The organism is Lactobacillus iners DSM 13335 (genome assembly GCF_000160875.1).
Lineage (GTDB): Bacteria > Bacillota > Bacilli > Lactobacillales > Lactobacillaceae > Lactobacillus > Lactobacillus iners.
In genome coordinates this window covers 209,465-227,728 of the sequence record NZ_GG700805.1, presented here as the reverse complement: position 1 = coordinate 227,728, position 18,264 = coordinate 209,465, and the positions used below count along the sequence as shown (strand labels likewise).

Sequence of the window (18,264 nt, the reverse complement as noted above, 5' to 3'; positions counted from 1 at the left end):
AAAGAAACCCTTTTAAGCAGTTTTTATTCTTGCTAAATGCTGTTATATCAGTGTTCCAATACTAACTAACATTATCCTTTTATTCCCATTCGATAGTTGCAGGTGGCTTAGAAGTAATATCATAGACTACACGGTTAATATGATCGACATCATTAACAATTCTAGTAGAAATTTTTTGCAAAACTTCCCATGGAATATGAGCAAAATCAGCAGTCATACCGTCTATTGATGTAACTGCTCTAATACCAATTGTGTAATCGTATGTACGACCATCACCCATAACACCAACTGAACGAATACCTGGTAAAACTGTAAAGTATTGCCAAATATCTTCTTGCAAGCCAGCATTCTTAATTTCTTCACGTAAAATTGCATCACTTTCACGTACTATGGCTAATTTTTCCGCTGTAATTTCGCCAATTACCCTAATACCTAGACCTGGGCCCGGAAATGGTTGACGCCATACTAAATCATGTGGCAAACCTAATTTTTCACCTAAAACACGTACTTCATCTTTAAATAATTTGCGTAATGGTTCAATCAAGCTAAAGTGCATATCTTTAGGAAGACCACCTACGTTGTGGTGGGATTTGATAGTTTTGGCAGTATTAGTACCACTTTCAATCACATCTGTATATAAAGTTCCCTGAGCAAGAAAATCAATATCCTTCAATTTTTGAGCTTCTTCATTGAATACTTCAATAAATTCTTTGCCGATAATCTTCCGTTTTCTTTCAGGTTCAGTAACACCTGCTAATTTAGATAAAAATCTGTCAGCAGCATCAACTTTGATGATGTTAATACCCAATTCCTTATTTAAAGCTGCCATTACTTGCTCAGCTTCATTTTTTCTCAACATACCATGATCAACAAAAATAGCAGTTAATTGATCACCGATTGCTCGATGTAATAAGGTTGCAGTTACACTAGAGTCTACACCACCAGATAATCCTAAAATAACTTTTTTGTTGCCAACAGTTTGACGAATATCTTCAATTTCCATACCAATGAAATCGTCCATTGTCCAGTTAGCTTCAGCATGACAAATATTAAAAGCAAAATTCTTCAAGATATCCAAACCGTATTCAGAGTTACGAACTTCGGCATGGAATTGAATACCATAAATATTTTTTTCAGCATTGGCAATCGCAGCAATTGGACAGTTTACACTAGAAGCTATAGTTGTAAAACCTGCTGGTACTTGAGTAACTAAATCACCATGACTCATCCATACGGTTTGTTTAACAGGCAGTCCCGCAAATAAGCCTTCAGTGGCATCTGCAACAGAAATATCTGCACGTCCATATTCAGAATTTTCAGCACGCTCTACTTTGCCACCAAATACATGCGAAATAAGCTGCATTCCATAACAAATTCCTAATACAGGAATTCCTAATTTAAAAATATCAGAATCTATTCTCATTGCATCTTGATCATAAACACTATTAGGACCACCAGAAAAAATTATCCCCTTAGGATTAATTTCCTTAATCTTTTCTGCTGAAAGATCATGTGATAACAATTCAGAATAAATACCAAAATCACGTAGTCGTCTTGTGATTAATTGATTATATTGGCTACCAAAATCTAGCACAATAATTTTATCAAAATCTCTCAAAATTTTTTTCGTCACCTTTTTACTCCTTTTTCAGCTTTCCTATCCTCTAAAGATTACTAATAATTTTGGCTTTCGTCAAATATAAAATACGAATATTTTAGATATTTTTTTGATAATGCATTCGAGTATCCTATTAAAGTTTTTTATTTTTATTGTTTTATCGTTGTTATTTTGCTAGAATTAAAATCGAAATCAAAAAAATAAACTTATATATTGTCATAATAAGGTTGATAGTTTCTACCCAAAACCGTAAATTTTGGACTATAGGTTTTAAGCTAATATTCTCTGTAATAAGGGCTTTTTTACCTATAGCTTGGGTAAAAAGTCCTTATTTTTGTATTAGGAGGATATTGTGGAAATTTTAGAAAAGCGTATTCGCCAAGATGGTGAACTATTACCGGGAAACGTATTAAAAGTTAATTCGTTTTTAAATCATCAAATAGATCCAGATTTAATGTTTGCCATCGGGCAAGAATTTGGCAAACTATTTACCGGAGAAAAAATCACAAAAATATTAACATGTGAAGCATCTGGTATTGCACCAGCTTTAACTACAGGCTTAATTTTTCACGTTCCTGTAGTTTTTGCTCGCAAATCTAAGCCATCCACTTTAAATAAGGAATGTTATGAAACAGAAGTTTTTTCTTATACCAAACAAGTTACTAACAAAATAAATGTGGATAAAAAGTTTTTAAGCAAAGATGATTCAGTTTTAATCATTGACGATTTTTTAGCTAATGGTGAAGCTGTTAAGGGGCTAATCAATATAGCCAAAAAAGCTAACTCTAAAGTAGCTGGAGTTGGTATTGTAATTGAAAAAACATTTCAGGGAGGCAGTAAATGGATTGTCGATAACGGTTATCATTTAGAATCATTGGCACGCATTGCAAATTTTGACAACAACACGGTTCATTTTGTGGGAGAAGAATAATGGATAAACAAAATACAAATTTAGGAAAACAAGCTATTTTAGGTTTACAACATTTATTAGCTATGTACTCCGGTGCTGTTGCAGTACCAATGTTAATCGGTACCGCATTACATTTTAACAGTGCACAAATGACATATTTAATATCTATAGATATTTTCATGTGTGGTTTAGCAACTGCTGTACAACTTTTCAGAAACAAATACTTTGGTATAGGCTTGCCTGTTGTTTTAGGATGTGCTATTCAGGCAGTAGCTCCCCTACAAATGATTGGTCAACATTTTTCTATAACTACTATGTATGGTGCAATCATCGTTGCTGGTATCTTTGTAGTCTTAATTTCCAGTCAATTTGCAAGGATTAAGAAACTATTTCCACCAGTAGTTACAGGTAGTTTAATTACAGTCATTGGTCTATCTTTAATTCCAATTGCTTTTCAAAATATTGGTGGTGGCAATAGTCTTGCTAAAAACTTTGGTGATATTAAATGTTTAGCCACTGGATTTGCAACCGTTTTAATAATTTTAGCTTTCCAAGCATTTGGTAAAGGATTTTTAAAATCAATTTCCATTCTCTTAGGTTTGATCTTCGGTACAATGATTGCAAGTACACTTGGTATGGTTTCATTAGAACCCGTAGCTCAAGCTTCATGGTTCCACTTACCACAACCTTTCTACTTTGGTGCTCCATCGTTTGAAATCTCATCATGTATTACTATGATTATTATCGCAGTGGTTTCCATGGTGGAATCAACTGGTGTTTTCTTAGCAATCGGTAATATTATTAATAAAGATATAACTAAACAAGACTTAACCAAAGGATACCGTGCTGAAGGTTTAGCTCAAATTTTAGGTGGGATTTTTAACACATTTCCTTACACTACTTTTTCTAACAATGTTGGTGTCTTAGAATTATCTGGCATTACTTCCAAAAAGCCAATTTACTGGGCTGCAGGATTTTTAATGCTAATGGGATTATTACCAAAAATAGGAGCATTAGTTTCGATCATTCCTGTTTCAGTACTCGGAGGAGCTATGTTAATTATGTTTGCCATTGTGGTCGTTCAAGGTGTTAACATGCTTTCCCAAGTAGATATTAGTAAATCAGAAAATATATTAATTATAGCCACTTCAATTGGCTTAGGTTTAGGCGTAAGTGTCTATCCACAAATTTTTCAACAATTACCAAAAACATTACAACTTTTCTTAGGTAATGGTATTGTAGTAGCAAGTTTTAGTGCCACAATGTTAAATTTATTATTTAGTAAAAGAAATAAAAACAAGTAATTATTACAAAATAAAAAACCTGACCGAATGGTCAGGTTTTTTTTCGTATTTAAAGGCAGCAAATACAGATTTAATAAATTACTTAACAGTAACTTTTGCACCAACTTCTTCAAGTTTAGCCTTGATATCGTTAGCTTCTGCTTCTGAAACGCCTTCTTTGATGTTCTTTGGTGCACCATCAACAAGGTCTTTTGAATCCTTAAGACCAAGGCCAGTGATTTCCTTAACAACCTTGATAACCTTAACTTTTTCTTGACCAATTTCTGTTAATTCAACATCAAATTCAGTCTTAGCTGCAGCTGCATCTGCAGTAGCAGCAGCTGCAACAGGAGCAGCAGCAGTTACGCCAAATTCTTCTTCAATTGCTTTTACTAAGTCATTCAATTCAAGAATTGAAGCACCTTTTAAAGCTTCAATAATCTTATCAGTTTCTAAAGCCATTATAACTTTCCTCCAAAATAATTAATTATATATAGAACGATATCTTATTCGCCCTTTGATTCAGCAACAGCCTTAACAGCATATGCAACATTGCGAACAGGTGCCTGCAATACAGAAACAAGCATTGAAAGCAATCCTTCACGACCTGGAATGGAAGCGATTTGCTTGATCTCTTCTTCGCTGGTAACCCTACCTTCAAGCAATCCACCCTTAATTGATAATGCTTCAATATCCTTAGCATATTTTGAAACAATACGAGCAGGTTCAGTAATATCATCTGCGTTATCGGTATAAACAACAGCTGATGGTCCTGAGAAAGTTTCGTCTAAGCCTTCAATGCCAGCTTTTTCAGCAGCACGCTTTAAATAAGTATTCTTGACTACTTTCATCTTAACATCAGATTCACGTAATTCCTTACGTAAACTTGTTACTTCGTCAACAGTCAAGCCAAGGTAGTCAACTACTAAAAGTGACTTAGCAGCTTTTAACTCCTCAGAAAAGGCATCAACATATTTCTCTTTAGCAGCAATAGCAGCTTTACTCAATGAATTCACCTCCAAAATTTTTTTAAGATAAATTCTACTGTAAGAATCAAAAAACCACGCCAAAAAGACGTGGCATTAAATATCCATTCTTTCTTGGCCTCGGCGGGATATTAAGGCTTTACGCCACCCGAGTCTTCGGTAGAACTTTCATCCTTTGATATAATAACAACTATAATTTTTTTTGTCAACATATATTGGCATAAAAAAAGTCATATTTATGATATGACTTCTTTCTTATTCAATTACATTAAAGTCATTGGATCTAAATAGATACCAGGGCCAAATGTTGCTGATACTGCAACTGACTTCATGTATTGTCCCTTAGCTGCTGCAGGACGAGCACGTAAAATAACTTCACGTAAAGCATTAAAGTTTTCAGCAAGTTTTGCACTTTCAAATGAAACTTTACCGATAGGTGCATGAATCAAACCTTGTTTATCAACACGGTATTCAACTTGTCCAGCTTTAACATTCTCAACAGCCTTAGCAACATCCATTGTTACAGTTCCAGTCTTTGGGTTAGGCATTAAACCCTTAGGTCCTAATACACGACCTAAGCGACCAACCTTAGCCATCATCATTGGTGTAGCAACAACAACATCAAAGTCAAAATAGCCATTTTGAACTTTTTCTACTAAGTCATCTGATCCAACTTCATCAGCACCTGCTGCTTTAGCAGCTTCAGCTTGAGGTCCTTCAGCAAAAACAATTACTTTTTGGGTCTTTCCTGTTCCATTTGGAAGAACAAGTGATCCGCGAATTTGTTGATCAGCTTGCTTTGGATCTACTGATAAATTAAATGAAACTTCAACAGTTGCATCGAAGCCTGCGTATGAAGTCTTCTTAACTAACTCCATAGCTTCATCAACAGTATAAAACTTGCCAGCTTCAACAAGTTTTGCTGCTTCTAAATATTTCTTTCCATGCTTTGGCATGTGATTTCCTCCTTGCAAATGTGGTCAAACGAGTCTTCAACTCTCCCACGCTGATTCGTTAACTTTGATTAACGATCCGACATTCTAGAAAATGGATTAATCTTCTACTTCGAAGCCCATGCTTCTAGCAGTACCTTCAATCATGCGCATAGCAGCTTCAACGTCTGCAGCGTTTAGATCTTGCATTTTGGTTTCAGCGATTTCCTTAACTTGAGCTTTAGTTACTTTCGCAACCTTCTTAGTATTAGGTTCGCCAGATCCTTTTTCAACTTTAGCAGCTTTTTTCAAAAGAACTGCTGCAGGTGGAGTCTTAGTAATGAAGTCAAATGAACGATCTTCATATACTGTAATAACAACAGGGATAATCATACCCTTTTGATCTGCGGTACGTGCATTGAAATCCTTTGTAAAACCAACAATGTTAATGCCGGCTTGTCCCAATGCAGGACCAACTGGAGGTGCAGGAGTAGCTGCACCAGCTGGTATTTGTAGTTTAACTACGTTAATTACTTTCTTTGCCACGGTCAATACCTCCTTGATTCCGTGATGTGGTTATAATGGAGATTTCCTTTCTCTCCTCCCACAATAATAAAGATACTACAGTATAATATCATCTTTTACAATTAATTTCAACAAATGTTGTAACTAATTTTATAAATCAGCTTAAGCCTCAAATTTTTTAACTTGTGTGAAGTCTAACTCTGCATTAGTTTCTCTACCAAACATGTCAATAGAAACAAGTAATTTTTCTTTATCTGTTTGGATACTATTAATCTTACCTTCCATATTCTTAAATGGACCTTCAGTAATAGTAACAGTTTCTCCTACCTCAAAATCATAACTTTGAGGTGCGGCTTCTTTATTTTGATCAGCTAGAATACGTTTTATTTCATCGTCATACAATGGAGAAGGCTTAGAACCACCACCGTGACTACCAACAAAACCAGTAACATTAGGCGTGTTTCTAACTACAAACCAGCTTTCATCAGTCATAACCATCTCTACTAAAACATAACCAGGAAATACTTTTTCATCAACTTTTTGTTCCTGACCACGTACCACTTCATTTTTCTTAACTTCGGGAACGATTACTCTAAAAATATAATCTTGCATCCCCATAGATTGAGCACGTGATAATACATCTTTTTTTACTTTCTCTTCATATCCTGAATAAGTATGCAATACATACCATTGTTTTTTACTGCTTTCTACCATTTATTTCTCCTTAATTAAGCAAATAAAAAACCTCCAATGGAGGCCACAATAAGATATAAGAAATTATACCATAGATTTTACAATAATTTAACTAATTGTTGGAATATAAAATCCAACACGCCCAAATAAGCAGCAAATAAAATTGAACACCATACAACAGTAGAAGTATCACGCCTATTTTGCTCTAATGTAGGCCAAGTTACTTTTTTCATAGAAGCTATAACTTCTTTGATAAATTTAAACATTTAAATTACCTCGTTTCTTTATGCAAAGTCTTCTTACCGCAATATTTGCAGAATTTATTTAATTCCAATCTCTGAGTTCTACTTTTACTTGCTGCAATTGAATAATTACGTGATCCGCATATTGTACATGCAAGTGATGCTTTCTTTACTACCATACAATCACTCCTAAGCTTAAACTATCTTAACAAATAAATGCACTTTTTTCAATTTATTATTTACTAAAGATTTGCTTATATTTTATAAAAAAAACTTAAACTTACCAATTTAAGAGATATCTTGTACTTTTTTAGTTTATGATATTTATTGATTATATTTTGTTAGAAAGTAGGTTATTTATTGTGACAAATCAACGCAGTATATATGCCTGGTGGATTTTTATAGTAAGCTGTCTCATATCACTAATTGGATTTGGACTAATTGTTAATACGGTAGGTTTATTTTTTATTCCTTTATGCAAAGAATTACATGTTAACAAATCAAGTATTTCACTAATGGTTACCTTACAAAATTTAGCTTCAGCAATCACTTTGCTAATTGCTGGAAAAATTATGTCTAAAGTTAACTTAAAATGGTTACTAACGATTTTATTTGCAATCATTGGAATTGGCTTTTTAAGTTTAAGCATTGCTAATAATTTAGGTTGGTTTTACATAGTATATATCATTATTGGTATCTGTCAGCCTGGAGCTTTTATCCTATCTATACCAGTATTACTACAAAAATGGTTTAATGCTAAATTAGGAACAGTAATGGGAATTGCTTTAGGCTTATCAGGTATCGGTGGTACAATATTTAATCCGCTAGTTGCTGATGTTATTAAATCTTTTGGCTGGCGAGGCGGTTTTATTTTTGAGGCCCTATTAATTTTGTTAATACTAGTGCCAGCATCATTAACCATTATTCCTCAACCTAATGATAAACATCATGCATATGGCGAACCTAGCGAGGTTGATCATGTAAAACCAGGAAACGAGTCAGGATTAACATTAAAACAAGCTCGAAAAACAATAGTCTTTTACTCTTTAACAATAGCTATGTTTTTATTGCAATTTGTATCAGGATCTGTTCAACACGTATCAGGCTCTATCCTCCACATTGGTTTTTCTATACAAACTGCCGGATTGGTAGTATCAGGAATCATGTTTGGAGCAGCATTAGGTAAAATATCTATCGGTTTTTTATTAGACTATTTCAATGCCAAAGTTGTTTTACTATTCTTTGCTTTATTTGGAATAAGCGGCTGGTATGGACAAATTATATTAAAAAATGGCTTAAGCCTAGTTTTATCAGCATTTATTCTAGGATTAGGGCAAGGAATCTGCTTGGTTGCTTTACCATATTTAATTAAAAAAGAATTCGGTGTTAAAGACTATAGTAACATTTTATCAATTATCAATATGGTCGGGGCTTTAGCTTTATCATTTGCTATTTTAATCGATGCCTTTTTATTTGATACTACAAATTCTTATAATATTGGTTGGTATCTTAATATCTTGGCCTTTTTGATCAGTTTTATCTTACTAGCCTTGACGCTTAAAAATTATCCAAATAAAAAATAAAAATGTAGCCTGTCATCAGGCTACATTTTTTTTATGATATTCAATATCGCTGTTCTAACAGTTACATCCGCATCACTCAAGCTAAAAGTGCTTGATTTCTTTCAACAGATCAAATTAAAATAATTCATCTTTTAATTTCCTTTTACACCGTGCTTTAGCCTGCAAAAGTTTAAGTCGATCACAACGTCCAATTTTACAAGCTTGTTGATGCGATAATTTTCCTAAATAAACTAAAATGGATAGTAACTCCAATTCACTTAAATTGCTTAAAAATTGAGAATAAATTTCACTAATTGGCAATTTATAATCATTAGTAAACTTTTCCATTATGATACCAATATCATTGCCATATTCATAAGATATAGCAGTTCTATTAGCTTCACGTCTTTTGGCTAATTCATAACGTAATAAAGACCGAACACGATTCGTAAATTTAGTTTTATAAAAAGCTCCAAATTGACTATTTCTTTCAAAATCGTACAAACAGCAAGCTTCATAACAAACTATCATTGCTTCTTGATCCCAATCCTGATAATCATAATTTCTAACATAATATTGGGCTTTGATTTTATTTACTACAGGTTTGTATCGCACAAACAACTGCTGTAAAGCATCATTATCTTTTTGTTTCACCCTCATAATTAACTCACTATCTGACACAAAAAATTCCTCTTTCACTTTTTTATATCAGATTAGTAGTTAAAATATTATCTTTTAAGCGAACATTTATTCAAGCAAACACTATATAATTTATGTCAATCAAAATTAATAATTATTGCTTAATTTGTCCATTTTTGACAGCTTGTCTGCTATTAAACATTTGATATAACAAAATTCCAGTAGCAACACCAGCATTCAAAGATTGCACGTGTCCTGTCATCGGAATAGTTAATGTTTGGTCCATTTGTTTAAGTAGCAATGGTGATATTCCTTTACCTTCATTACCGATAACCAATACACATTTTCCACGTGCATCCCAATTAGTATAATTATCACCTGACATCGCTGTACCAAAAAACCAATAACCTTTATCTTTTAAGGTATCAACGGTTTGTACCAAATTGTTAACACGGACTACAGGGACATAATCAATCGCACCAGTTGAAGTTTTAGCTACAACGGAAGTTAATCCACTAGCCCGTCTCTGTGGAATAATAATACCATCAACGCCAGTAGCATCTGCTGTTCTTAAAATTGAACCCAAATTATGTGGATCTTCAATTGAATCCAGCATTAATAAAAATGGATCAGCTTTTTCTTCAATGCTTTTTAGTAAATCATTCAAATCAGTATATTCAAAAGGCGTAATTGCCAAAACAAGACCTTGATGATTTTGCTGATCAACTAACTTATCTAATTTGCTTTTGGGAACACTTTGAACTATTATTTTTTTCTTTTTAGCTAATTGATACACTTGATCAGCTATACTTGCCTGCACACCATTTTGCAAAAAAATCTTATTAATCAAGCTTGCATCCTGCGTTCTCAAAAAATCTAACCCTGCATGTCTGCCAAAGACAAAATCAACATTATTCGAATCGCTTTTCATTATTTTCTCCATTTTCCACTTGTTCAATACACCAAGCGATGAGATTATCCAAACGATCATATTGCTTTGATAGATATAGATAACCAATCATTGCTTCAAATCCAGTTGAAAGTTTATATGTGCTAATACTCGTGTTTTTAGCATGTGTATAACTATTAGCATTTCTTCCCCGTTTAAAGATGGCTATTTCTTCAGCAGTTAATTTATTTAGCTCTTTCATCTTAGTGATTAATCCTGCTTGAGCTTTAGCAGAGACATAATGAGTAGCGTAACCTTGCAAATGCTGAGGGCGAACAATCCCACCCTTTACTAAATGTTGCCTAATGGCTGCCTCATAAACACCATCTCCTAAATAAGCTAAGGCTAGTGAACCTATGGTATTAGGATCAATATCTTTTTCAACTATTTTTTTAGGCTTTAACATGATGCCACCTAGTTCCTTGTGGAGTATCTTCTAAAATAATTCCCTTCGCTAATAATTCATCTCGAATTTGATCACTAGTCGCCCAATCTTTGTTTTGTCGTGCAAGATTTCGTTGATCTACCAATTTTTGAATAGTATCATCATTTTCCATTTCAGTAGTAATTTTTACACCAAAAATCAGCAACCACTCATCCATTAATTGAACAAAATCATGTAAATTTTTATGATCAATGAAATCGTTATTCAAGTGAACATTTACATGCAAAGTCAATTCATGCATCACACTTAATGCATTTTGCACATTAAAATCATCATCCATTGCAGCTATAAATTTTTTCTTGGCATCAATTAGTCGCTCTGCTAAATCAGAATCTGAGACATCATTTTTCTCGGACAAGCGTTCTTTGATATTACGCAAAATATTTTTATAGCGTTTTAATACTGCTTCTGCTTGTTTTAATCCATCTTCTGTATAATTAATAGGTTTTCTATATTGAACACTAGACATATAAAAACGTAATACTTGCGGATCAACCTTTTTTAATAAATCATGTACCGTAATAAAATTATTCAATGATTTAGACATTTTTTCTTGCTTCTCACCTACGGTAACAAAGCCATTGTGTAACCAATAATTGACAAATTTTTGCCCAGTTTTAGCTTCACTTTGAGCCAATTCATTTTCATGATGTGGAAATTGCAAATCTTGTCCACCACCATGAATATCAATTGTATTGCCCAAATATTTAGTACTCATAACAGAGCATTCTATATGCCATCCTGGTCTTCCTTTGCCCCAAGGAGAATTCCAAGCAATCTCATCTAAAGTCTTCTGACCTTTCCATAATGCAAAATCAATCGCATCTTCTTTTTTCTTTTGTTCTTCTACACTAATGTGTTGCGAAGCACCTTCTTCTAATTCATCAATATTTTGACCACTCAGACAACCATATTTGGTAAATTTTTTAGCTCTGAAATATACATCATTATCTACTACATAAGCGTATCCTTTAGCTATTAATACTTTAATAAAGCTAATGATATCAGTAATTTCTTCCGTAGCACGAGGATTAAATGTAGCTGGTTTTATATTTAAGGCTGTAGTATCAGCAACAAATGCCTTAATATATCTATCTGCTAAATCAGCCACACTAACATTTTCTTTTCGTGCTTGATTAATCATTTTGTCATCTACATCAGTAAAATTAGAAATATACTTTACTTCATAACCACGATATTCCAAATACCGGCGGATGGTGTCAAAAGCAATAACACTACGTGCATTACCAATATGAATGTAATTATAAACTGTCGGTCCACATACATACATATTGACTTTACCCGCAATTTGCGGCTTAAATTCTTCCTTTTTATTGGATAATGTATTAAATATTTTCACCAATGTACCTCTTTCTGCAGTATATTCTTATTATTTATTTTAACAAAAAAAAAATAGAATCCAACCCGTATACATACGACTTGCATCCTATTTTTAACTGTAAAAAAGCAACCATACTTTTTAAATATTAGCTTCATTCAACTCGGTTAAAGTAAGTTCCAAATGATGCATAACTCTTTCTTTACCCATCAATTCAATTGCTTCTCCAATACCAGGTCCAATCATAGAACGAGTAGCAGCTATTCTTATTGGCATAAATAGTTTTCTACCTTTAACTCCTGTAGCAGCTCTAGTTGCCATAATTGCATTCATAGCTTGCACAGCAGTAAAACGTGGCACCTGTGATAATTGTTTTTTAAATTCTTCAATCACTGGGCGAGCATCATCATTCTTAATTTCATCAAGTTCAGCTTCAGTTAACTTAGGTTCCTCTTCAAAGAAAATTCGTCCCAAATCTACAATCTGTTTAGTATAAGACATCTGAACAGAATAAATATTTACTAATTGACGTATCCACTCCATTTTTTCTGGATTAGGATCCTGCTCTACTAATCCTGCTTCTTGCAAATTATTTAAAGATAAATCCAACAATGTATCACGATCAGCATTCTTGACATATTGATTATTTACCCACTCAAGCTTCTTTTTATCAAAAGCAGCTGGAGATTTGGATAATCTCTTGGGATCAAATAACTTAATCAACTCTTTGCGTCCAAATAGTTCACTTTCACCTACAGGGGACCAACCTAACAAAGTAATAAAATTAAACATTGCATCTGGTAAATATCCAAGATCACGATATTGTTCAATAAATTGAAGCACAGATTCATCACGCTTAGAAAGCTTTTTACCAGTAGCTGCATTGATTATCAAAGTCATATGGGCAAATTTAGGCGGTGTCCAATTAAAGGCTTCATAAACTACCAACTGTTTTGGAGTATTTGCGACATGATCATCACCACGTAAAACATGAGTAATTTCCATCAAATGATCATCAATTACTACTGCAAAATTGTAAGTAGGCATACCATCACGTTTTTGAATAACAAAGTCGCCACCAATGGTATCAGACTCAAAAGATACGTGACCTTTAACCATATCATCCCAAGCATATGTCCGACGCTCTGGTATGTGAATTCTAACAACAGGCTTTAACCCTTTAGCTTCTGCAGCTGCTTGTGCTTGCTTAATCTCATCTGCTGTCATTCCTTCATATTCATAAGTATAATGAGGTGCTATACCCATCGCACGTTGTTCTTCACGTTGTGCTTCTAATTCCTCAGAAGTAGTATATGAATAATATGCTTTACCTTCATCTAAAAGTTGTTGAATATACTTATTATAGATATCTTTTCTTTCAGATTGTCTATATGGTCCATATTCACCACCTACATCAGGGCCTTCATCCCAATCGATTCCTAGCCAATGTAGATTTTCCATCTGTGATTTAGATCCACCTTCAACATTACGCTTTTGATCAGTATCCTCAATTCGCAAAACCATAGTTCCCTTATTATGGCGAGCAAATAAGTAATTAAACAATGCTGTACGTGCATTACCAATATGTAAATGTCCCGTTGGACTAGGGGCATAACGTACACGAATTTTTTCTTTAGCCAAATCCAAACGCCTCTTTCAATTAAAAAAATTATTACTATACACCTATGATAGTTTACTCGTTTCCATCAAAAAGTTCAATCTATGTAAACTCAATCTTCAATGCTTCCATTAAACTAATTACACCTACAATTTCAATAGTTGTGTGTGATTGTAATTTGGCTGATACATTATATTTCGGAACAAAAATGCGTTTAAATCCTCTAGTAGCAGCCTCCTTGACACGAGCTTCAATATTATTAATTCGTCTAATCTCACCAGTAAGTCCTACCTCACCAACGAAACAATCAGTAACTGCTATTTCTTTATTCTTATAACTAGAAGCTACTGCCATACAAATAGCTAAATCAATAGCTGGTTCATTAAGTTTAATTCCTCCTGTAGCAGTCAAGAAAGCATCTTGATTTTGTAACATCAAATTACCCCTTTTTTCTAAAACAGCTAGTAATAAAGCCACTCGATTATAATCTAATCCAGATGTTGTTCTCTTAGCATAGCCAAAAGCGGTAGGAGTCACTAGTGCCTGAATATCAGCTAAAATAGGCCTAGTTCCTTCAAGTGATACAACAATAGCCGAACCAGTAGAATTAGGTAATCTTTCATCTAAGAAAACGGCAGAAGGATTAGTTACCTCACTCAGTCCTTCCTCCTTCATCTCAAACATTCCTATTTCGTTGGTAGCACCGAAACGATTTTTAACAGAACGCAGAATTCTATAAGAATGGTGCTTATCACCTTCAAAATATAACACTGTATCAACCATATGTTCTAAGATTTTAGGTCCAGCAATAGCACCTTCTTTGGTCACATGGCCAATAACGAAAACTGTTATCTTATCAATTTTAGCAATTTTAAGTAATTCCGCTGTAACTTCTCTAACTTGAGTAGCAGATCCTACCATCGAATCTTGCGATGGCTCATTCATTGTCTGAATTGAATCGATGACTAAAAATTCCGGCTTAAGATCAACTATCTGTTCTCTAATATTTTCCATATTAGTTTCAGAATATAAAAGTAATTCTGTATCACTAATATGTAGCCTTTCTGCACGCATTTTAATTTGACTTGCAGATTCTTCACCTGAAACATATAAAACCTTATGAGAATTGGCAATACTCCCCATAATTTGTAGCATTAAAGTTGATTTACCTATACCAGGATCACCACCAACAAGCACTAAAGATCCAGGAACTATTCCGCCACCCAGCACACGATTTAATTCAGAAAATGGAGTAGTAATACGAATTTGCTTTTTAATGTCTATCTCACTTAATTTTTTAGGCTCATTATTACCTATAGATGTAATTAATCTACTAGCAGTAAGCAGATTGGAAGTAGTTTTAGCAACTTCAGTCTCTTTTTCCAATTGATTCCATGCACCACAATTTGGACAACGGCCTAAATAAGAAGCTGATACATAGTCGCAATTCTTACAACGATATTGAGTTTTTAATTTTGCCATTATTTTTCTCCACCAAAACCAGACGAGCCAAAGCCACCTTGTCGTTTAACTAATAAATCGCCATCCTCATCCGCCTTCAAAAATGGCATAAAAATTCCTTGTCCAATTCGATCACCTTTTTTTATTTTAAAAGGACGAACACCATAATTAATAAATTGAAAGAAAATTTCCCCTTCATTATTGTCATTATTATAGTAATCGCTATCAACCACACCTATTCCATTTGGTAATGACAAATTACGTTTAAATGTATTCGAAGATCGATTAGCTAAAATTAAAACTTCATCATCCCCCATATAACTCTTAATACCTGTAGGTACTAAAAATGGCTTGATAATTTTTTCAGCTTTTTCAAAGTCAAATTCATTAAGTATATGTTGATTTCTAATCAATCTAAAAATTCTAACAAAATTCAAACTCCAAATAGAGGGAATAGTCATATCAACAGCAGCTTCAAAATCGTAACCTGCACTGCCTTTAGTTTGCCTTTTTGGTAAGTTAATATTGGCATCCCTATATTTTGAAACAACTTCAAATCCACGTTTTTTCATTTGATCTCTCCTTAACTGCTCTTTGATACTTATTCTACATACTTATTACGCAAAAATCATTAATTTTAATCATACTGATTATTAGACTAAATATATTTTATGTTATAAAATGATTAATATATAATTATTATTTTTTGGAGGAAAAAAATGACAAAAGAAATTACTTCTGCGATTATTGACAACTTTGAAAAAGATTTTGCTTCACGCAAAGATTCACAAATTGCCGCTCGTGCTGTGCAACAAAATGGTATTTTTAAAGCAAGCCAAAATTTACAAACAAAAGTTAATTTAGATCCTACATTTTCAATTGAGATTGAAACAGGTAAAGTTGCTAATCAAAAAGCATCAGGTCGTTGCTGGATGTTTAGTGCATTAAATACTATGCGTCATCCATTACAAAAGAATTTCAAAATCAAAGATTTCGAATTATCTCAAAACTATACTAACTTCTGGGACAAATTTGAAAAAGCTAATTGGTTTTTCGAAAATGTCATTAGCACTGCAAATGACGACTTAGGTGATCGTAAAGTTTCATTCCTTTTCGGCACTCCTCAACAAGATGGTGGTCAATGGGATATGTTATGTGGAATAATTGAAAAATATGGTATTGTGCCTAAATATATTTATCCTGAAACTTTCAGTGCAACTGCTTCAAGTGCATTAAATGATACATTGAATACATTATTACGTAAACACGGTTTAGAATTACGTAAGTTAGTACAAAATGGCACAAGTTCCCAAGATGTACAAACTCGTAAAGATGAAATGCTTAAAGAAGTATATCGTGTATTAGCTATATCATTAGGTGTACCGCCAAAAACTTTTGATTTTGAATATAAAGATGACGACAATCAATATCACCGTGATGCAAATTTAACACCGAAAGAATTTTTCAAAAAATATGTAGGTTGGGATCTAAGTCAATATATTTCAACAATAAATGCACCTACTGCTGATAAGCCTTTCCACAAAGTATTTTCAGTAGAATATTTAGGTAATGTAGTCGATGGTCGTCAAGTACGTCATCTAAACTTACCAATAGATGAAATGAAAGATCTAATTATTAAGCAATTAAAATCAGGTGAAGTTGTTTGGTTCGGTTCTAATGTTGTCAAAAACTCTGAACGCCAAGAAGGGTTATTAGATACTGAATTATACAAACGTAATGAGTTATTTGATATTGATTTGAATTTATCTAAAGCCGATGCATTAAACTCTGGTGAATCATTAATGGATCACGCTATGGTAATTACTGGTGTGGATTTGGTAGATGGTAAACCAACCAAATGGAAAATTGAAAATTCATGGGGCGAAAAACCAGGCTTTAAAGGATACTTCGTTATGAGCGATGCATGGTTTGATTCATTCGTATATCAAGCAGTAGTTAATAAAAAACATTTATCAGCTGAACTTAAAGAAATCTTCGAAGATGGTTCCAAAGCACCAATTCAATTATTACCTTGGGATCCTATGGGAGCATTAGCAAAATTCTAATAAATCAAAAACAGTAGTAAATAAATTACTACTGTTTTTTTTACCAAATATATAAAAGACGTTTAGCATCAATATGGTCTAAATTAAACTGATGAACATGAGATTGCTCATTAACTGGATAATCTTTCAAAAAGTCAGCAACATTATACAAACCTGTTGTATATATCCATGTTCCCTTAACTTTTTTGATAGGATCTAACATTTCATTTCTAATTGGTTTAGCAGAAATCAAAAAATGCTTATGATGAAATTTAAACACAAAAAATGGTAATTTGAATTGTTCAATAGCTTCTTGTTCAGTCTTTGCTAAATTAACAACATTTCGATAAGTACCATATTTTTCAGTAAATTTATCATTAAATGAAAAATAGAAATTAGAAATATGCACATGTGGAAAATCTTCTTCAGGCACTTCATTAGGAACACATATTACATGATTGAATGCATCTAAATTTTTTTCCTTCTGGCTTAATGCCCGTTCAATTCCTAATGGTGATATTTCAATAGCCCAATCTGGCACTGCTCGATGTTCAACATATTGATTATACATCCAAGTAATGATTTCTGGCCTTACCCAATCATATTGAGCTCGTACCTTATTTCTTTTTAACAAACCTTCTAAGGTATTATTATACATTAAATCAATAACGAACAAATCATATCGGTACTTATCTACCCACGGTTTAAAATGTTCTATCTTATCTGGTGTAATATGAGTACCATCGACAATAATAGTTTCGCCCCATTGCATCTTTCTCTCAACTAAGCTATCTAATATTTGTTCTTCTTCATCACTGACACTATGACGAATAACTTGGTGTAAAGTATCGGTCTCCTGATCATGATAAAAAGTTAAATTTGCTAACAAAAGCCTAATTGCATCACGAGAAATAGCATACGGTTGTAAATGATTACGAGAAATAAGAGATGATTTACCTGATCCAGGTGCTCCTCTTAATAAAAATATTTTACGCATGTTGTCTCCCAACTAACTAA

General features: G+C 33.3%; 20 protein-coding genes, 1 riboswitch and 1 other annotated feature. Of the genes, 4 read left to right on the top strand and 16 right to left on the bottom strand.

What is annotated here, in order from left to right:
- Positions 1 to 79: 79 nt before the first annotated feature.
- On the bottom strand, positions 80 to 1,633 hold the full coding sequence (gene guaA, locus HMPREF0520_RS03170; protein WP_006729471.1) for a glutamine-hydrolyzing GMP synthase: 1,554 nt from the start codon (positions 1,631 to 1,633) through the stop codon (positions 80 to 82).
- Positions 1,634 to 1,804: 171 nt separating this feature from the next.
- Positions 1,805 to 1,902: riboswitch (purine riboswitch) on the top strand.
- Between the two features lie 68 nt (positions 1,903 to 1,970).
- On the opposite strand from guaA, the gene HMPREF0520_RS03165 reads away from it, so the two are divergent.
- Both HMPREF0520_RS03165 and HMPREF0520_RS03160 read left to right on the top strand, forming a co-directional pair.
- Positions 1,971 to 2,549, top strand: coding sequence for a xanthine phosphoribosyltransferase (locus HMPREF0520_RS03165; protein ID WP_006729470.1), 579 nt, complete (start codon positions 1,971 to 1,973; stop codon positions 2,547 to 2,549).
- The gene (locus HMPREF0520_RS03160) at positions 2,549 to 3,832 is read left to right on the top strand and encodes a nucleobase:cation symporter-2 family protein (protein WP_006729469.1); all 1,284 of its coding nucleotides are present in this window, start codon (positions 2,549 to 2,551) and stop codon (positions 3,830 to 3,832) included. The genes HMPREF0520_RS03165 and HMPREF0520_RS03160 overlap by 1 nt, the downstream gene beginning before the upstream one ends.
- A 78-nt stretch (positions 3,833 to 3,910) precedes the next feature.
- On the opposite strand, the gene rplL is transcribed toward HMPREF0520_RS03160, so the two are convergent.
- From rplL to rpmG, 7 genes are all read right to left on the bottom strand, one after another.
- Positions 3,911 to 4,273: a 50S ribosomal protein L7/L12 gene (gene rplL, locus HMPREF0520_RS03155; RefSeq protein ID WP_006729468.1), complete on the bottom strand. Its 363-nt coding sequence runs from the start codon at positions 4,271 to 4,273 to the stop codon at positions 3,911 to 3,913.
- Between the two features lie 44 nt (positions 4,274 to 4,317).
- On the bottom strand, positions 4,318 to 4,818 hold the full coding sequence (rplJ, locus tag HMPREF0520_RS03150) for a 50S ribosomal protein L10 (RefSeq protein WP_006730586.1): 501 nt from the start codon (positions 4,816 to 4,818) through the stop codon (positions 4,318 to 4,320).
- Between the two features lie 38 nt (positions 4,819 to 4,856).
- Positions 4,857 to 4,975: a sequence feature (ribosomal protein L10 leader region), on the bottom strand.
- An 85-nt stretch (positions 4,976 to 5,060) separates the two neighbouring features.
- On the bottom strand, positions 5,061 to 5,753 hold the full coding sequence (rplA, locus tag HMPREF0520_RS03145) for a 50S ribosomal protein L1 (RefSeq protein ID WP_006729466.1): 693 nt from the start codon (positions 5,751 to 5,753) through the stop codon (positions 5,061 to 5,063).
- Between the two features lie 96 nt (positions 5,754 to 5,849).
- Positions 5,850 to 6,275 carry a 50S ribosomal protein L11 gene (gene rplK / locus HMPREF0520_RS03140; protein ID WP_006729465.1) on the bottom strand — a complete coding sequence of 142 codons (426 nt, stop codon included), beginning with the start codon at positions 6,273 to 6,275 and terminating at the stop codon, positions 5,850 to 5,852.
- A gap of 141 nt (positions 6,276 to 6,416) precedes the next feature.
- On the bottom strand, positions 6,417 to 6,968 hold the full coding sequence (gene nusG / locus HMPREF0520_RS03135; protein WP_006729464.1) for a transcription termination/antitermination protein NusG: 552 nt from the start codon (positions 6,966 to 6,968) through the stop codon (positions 6,417 to 6,419).
- Between the two features lie 77 nt (positions 6,969 to 7,045).
- Complete coding sequence (gene secE, locus HMPREF0520_RS03130) at positions 7,046 to 7,213, bottom strand: preprotein translocase subunit SecE (RefSeq protein WP_006729463.1); 168 nt, start codon at positions 7,211 to 7,213, stop codon at positions 7,046 to 7,048.
- Positions 7,214 to 7,218: 5 nt separating this feature from the next.
- A complete protein-coding gene (rpmG, locus tag HMPREF0520_RS03125; RefSeq protein ID WP_006729462.1) occupies positions 7,219 to 7,368 on the bottom strand; it encodes a 50S ribosomal protein L33 in 150 nt (49 codons plus the stop codon).
- Between the two features lie 138 nt (positions 7,369 to 7,506).
- On the opposite strand from rpmG, the gene HMPREF0520_RS03120 reads away from it, so the two are divergent.
- Positions 7,507 to 8,772: an MFS transporter gene (locus HMPREF0520_RS03120; protein ID WP_006729461.1), complete on the top strand. Its 1,266-nt coding sequence runs from the start codon at positions 7,507 to 7,509 to the stop codon at positions 8,770 to 8,772.
- A gap of 114 nt (positions 8,773 to 8,886) precedes the next feature.
- On the opposite strand, the gene HMPREF0520_RS03115 is transcribed toward HMPREF0520_RS03120, so the two are convergent.
- The 7 genes from HMPREF0520_RS03115 to HMPREF0520_RS03085 form a co-directional block, all read right to left on the bottom strand.
- Complete coding sequence (locus HMPREF0520_RS03115; RefSeq protein WP_010221931.1) at positions 8,887 to 9,432, bottom strand: DNA-directed RNA polymerase sigma-70 factor; 546 nt, start codon at positions 9,430 to 9,432, stop codon at positions 8,887 to 8,889.
- A gap of 112 nt (positions 9,433 to 9,544) precedes the next feature.
- Complete coding sequence (gene rlmB, locus HMPREF0520_RS03110) at positions 9,545 to 10,321, bottom strand: 23S rRNA (guanosine(2251)-2'-O)-methyltransferase RlmB (RefSeq protein ID WP_006730544.1); 777 nt, start codon at positions 10,319 to 10,321, stop codon at positions 9,545 to 9,547.
- Positions 10,302 to 10,745 (bottom strand): Mini-ribonuclease 3, encoded by a 444-nt coding sequence (locus HMPREF0520_RS03105; RefSeq protein WP_006729458.1) that lies wholly within the window; start codon positions 10,743 to 10,745, stop codon positions 10,302 to 10,304. Before HMPREF0520_RS03105 ends, rlmB begins: the two co-directional genes overlap by 20 nt.
- Positions 10,732 to 12,144, bottom strand: coding sequence for a cysteine--tRNA ligase (cysS, locus tag HMPREF0520_RS03100; protein WP_006729457.1), 1,413 nt, complete (start codon positions 12,142 to 12,144; stop codon positions 10,732 to 10,734). Before cysS ends, HMPREF0520_RS03105 begins: the two co-directional genes overlap by 14 nt.
- 120 nt (positions 12,145 to 12,264) lie before the next feature.
- On the bottom strand, positions 12,265 to 13,764 hold the full coding sequence (gene gltX / locus HMPREF0520_RS03095; RefSeq protein ID WP_010221934.1) for a glutamate--tRNA ligase: 1,500 nt from the start codon (positions 13,762 to 13,764) through the stop codon (positions 12,265 to 12,267).
- Positions 13,765 to 13,843: 79 nt separating this feature from the next.
- Entirely contained in the window at positions 13,844 to 15,223 is a 1,380-nt protein-coding gene (radA, locus tag HMPREF0520_RS03090; protein ID WP_006729454.1) for a DNA repair protein RadA, read from the bottom strand.
- A complete protein-coding gene (locus HMPREF0520_RS03085) occupies positions 15,223 to 15,774 on the bottom strand; it encodes a dCTP deaminase/dUTPase family protein (RefSeq protein WP_006729453.1) in 552 nt (183 codons plus the stop codon). The genes radA and HMPREF0520_RS03085 overlap by 1 nt, the downstream gene beginning before the upstream one ends.
- Positions 15,775 to 15,921: 147 nt before the next feature.
- Between HMPREF0520_RS03085 and HMPREF0520_RS03080 the strand changes: the two genes are divergently transcribed.
- Positions 15,922 to 17,268, top strand: a complete 1,347-nt coding sequence (locus tag HMPREF0520_RS03080) for a C1 family peptidase (RefSeq protein ID WP_006729452.1) — start codon at positions 15,922 to 15,924, stop codon at positions 17,266 to 17,268.
- A gap of 40 nt (positions 17,269 to 17,308) precedes the next feature.
- On the opposite strand, the gene HMPREF0520_RS03075 is transcribed toward HMPREF0520_RS03080, so the two are convergent.
- Complete coding sequence (locus HMPREF0520_RS03075) at positions 17,309 to 18,244, bottom strand: AAA family ATPase (protein WP_006729451.1); 936 nt, start codon at positions 18,242 to 18,244, stop codon at positions 17,309 to 17,311.
- Positions 18,245 to 18,264 lie beyond the last annotated feature (20 nt).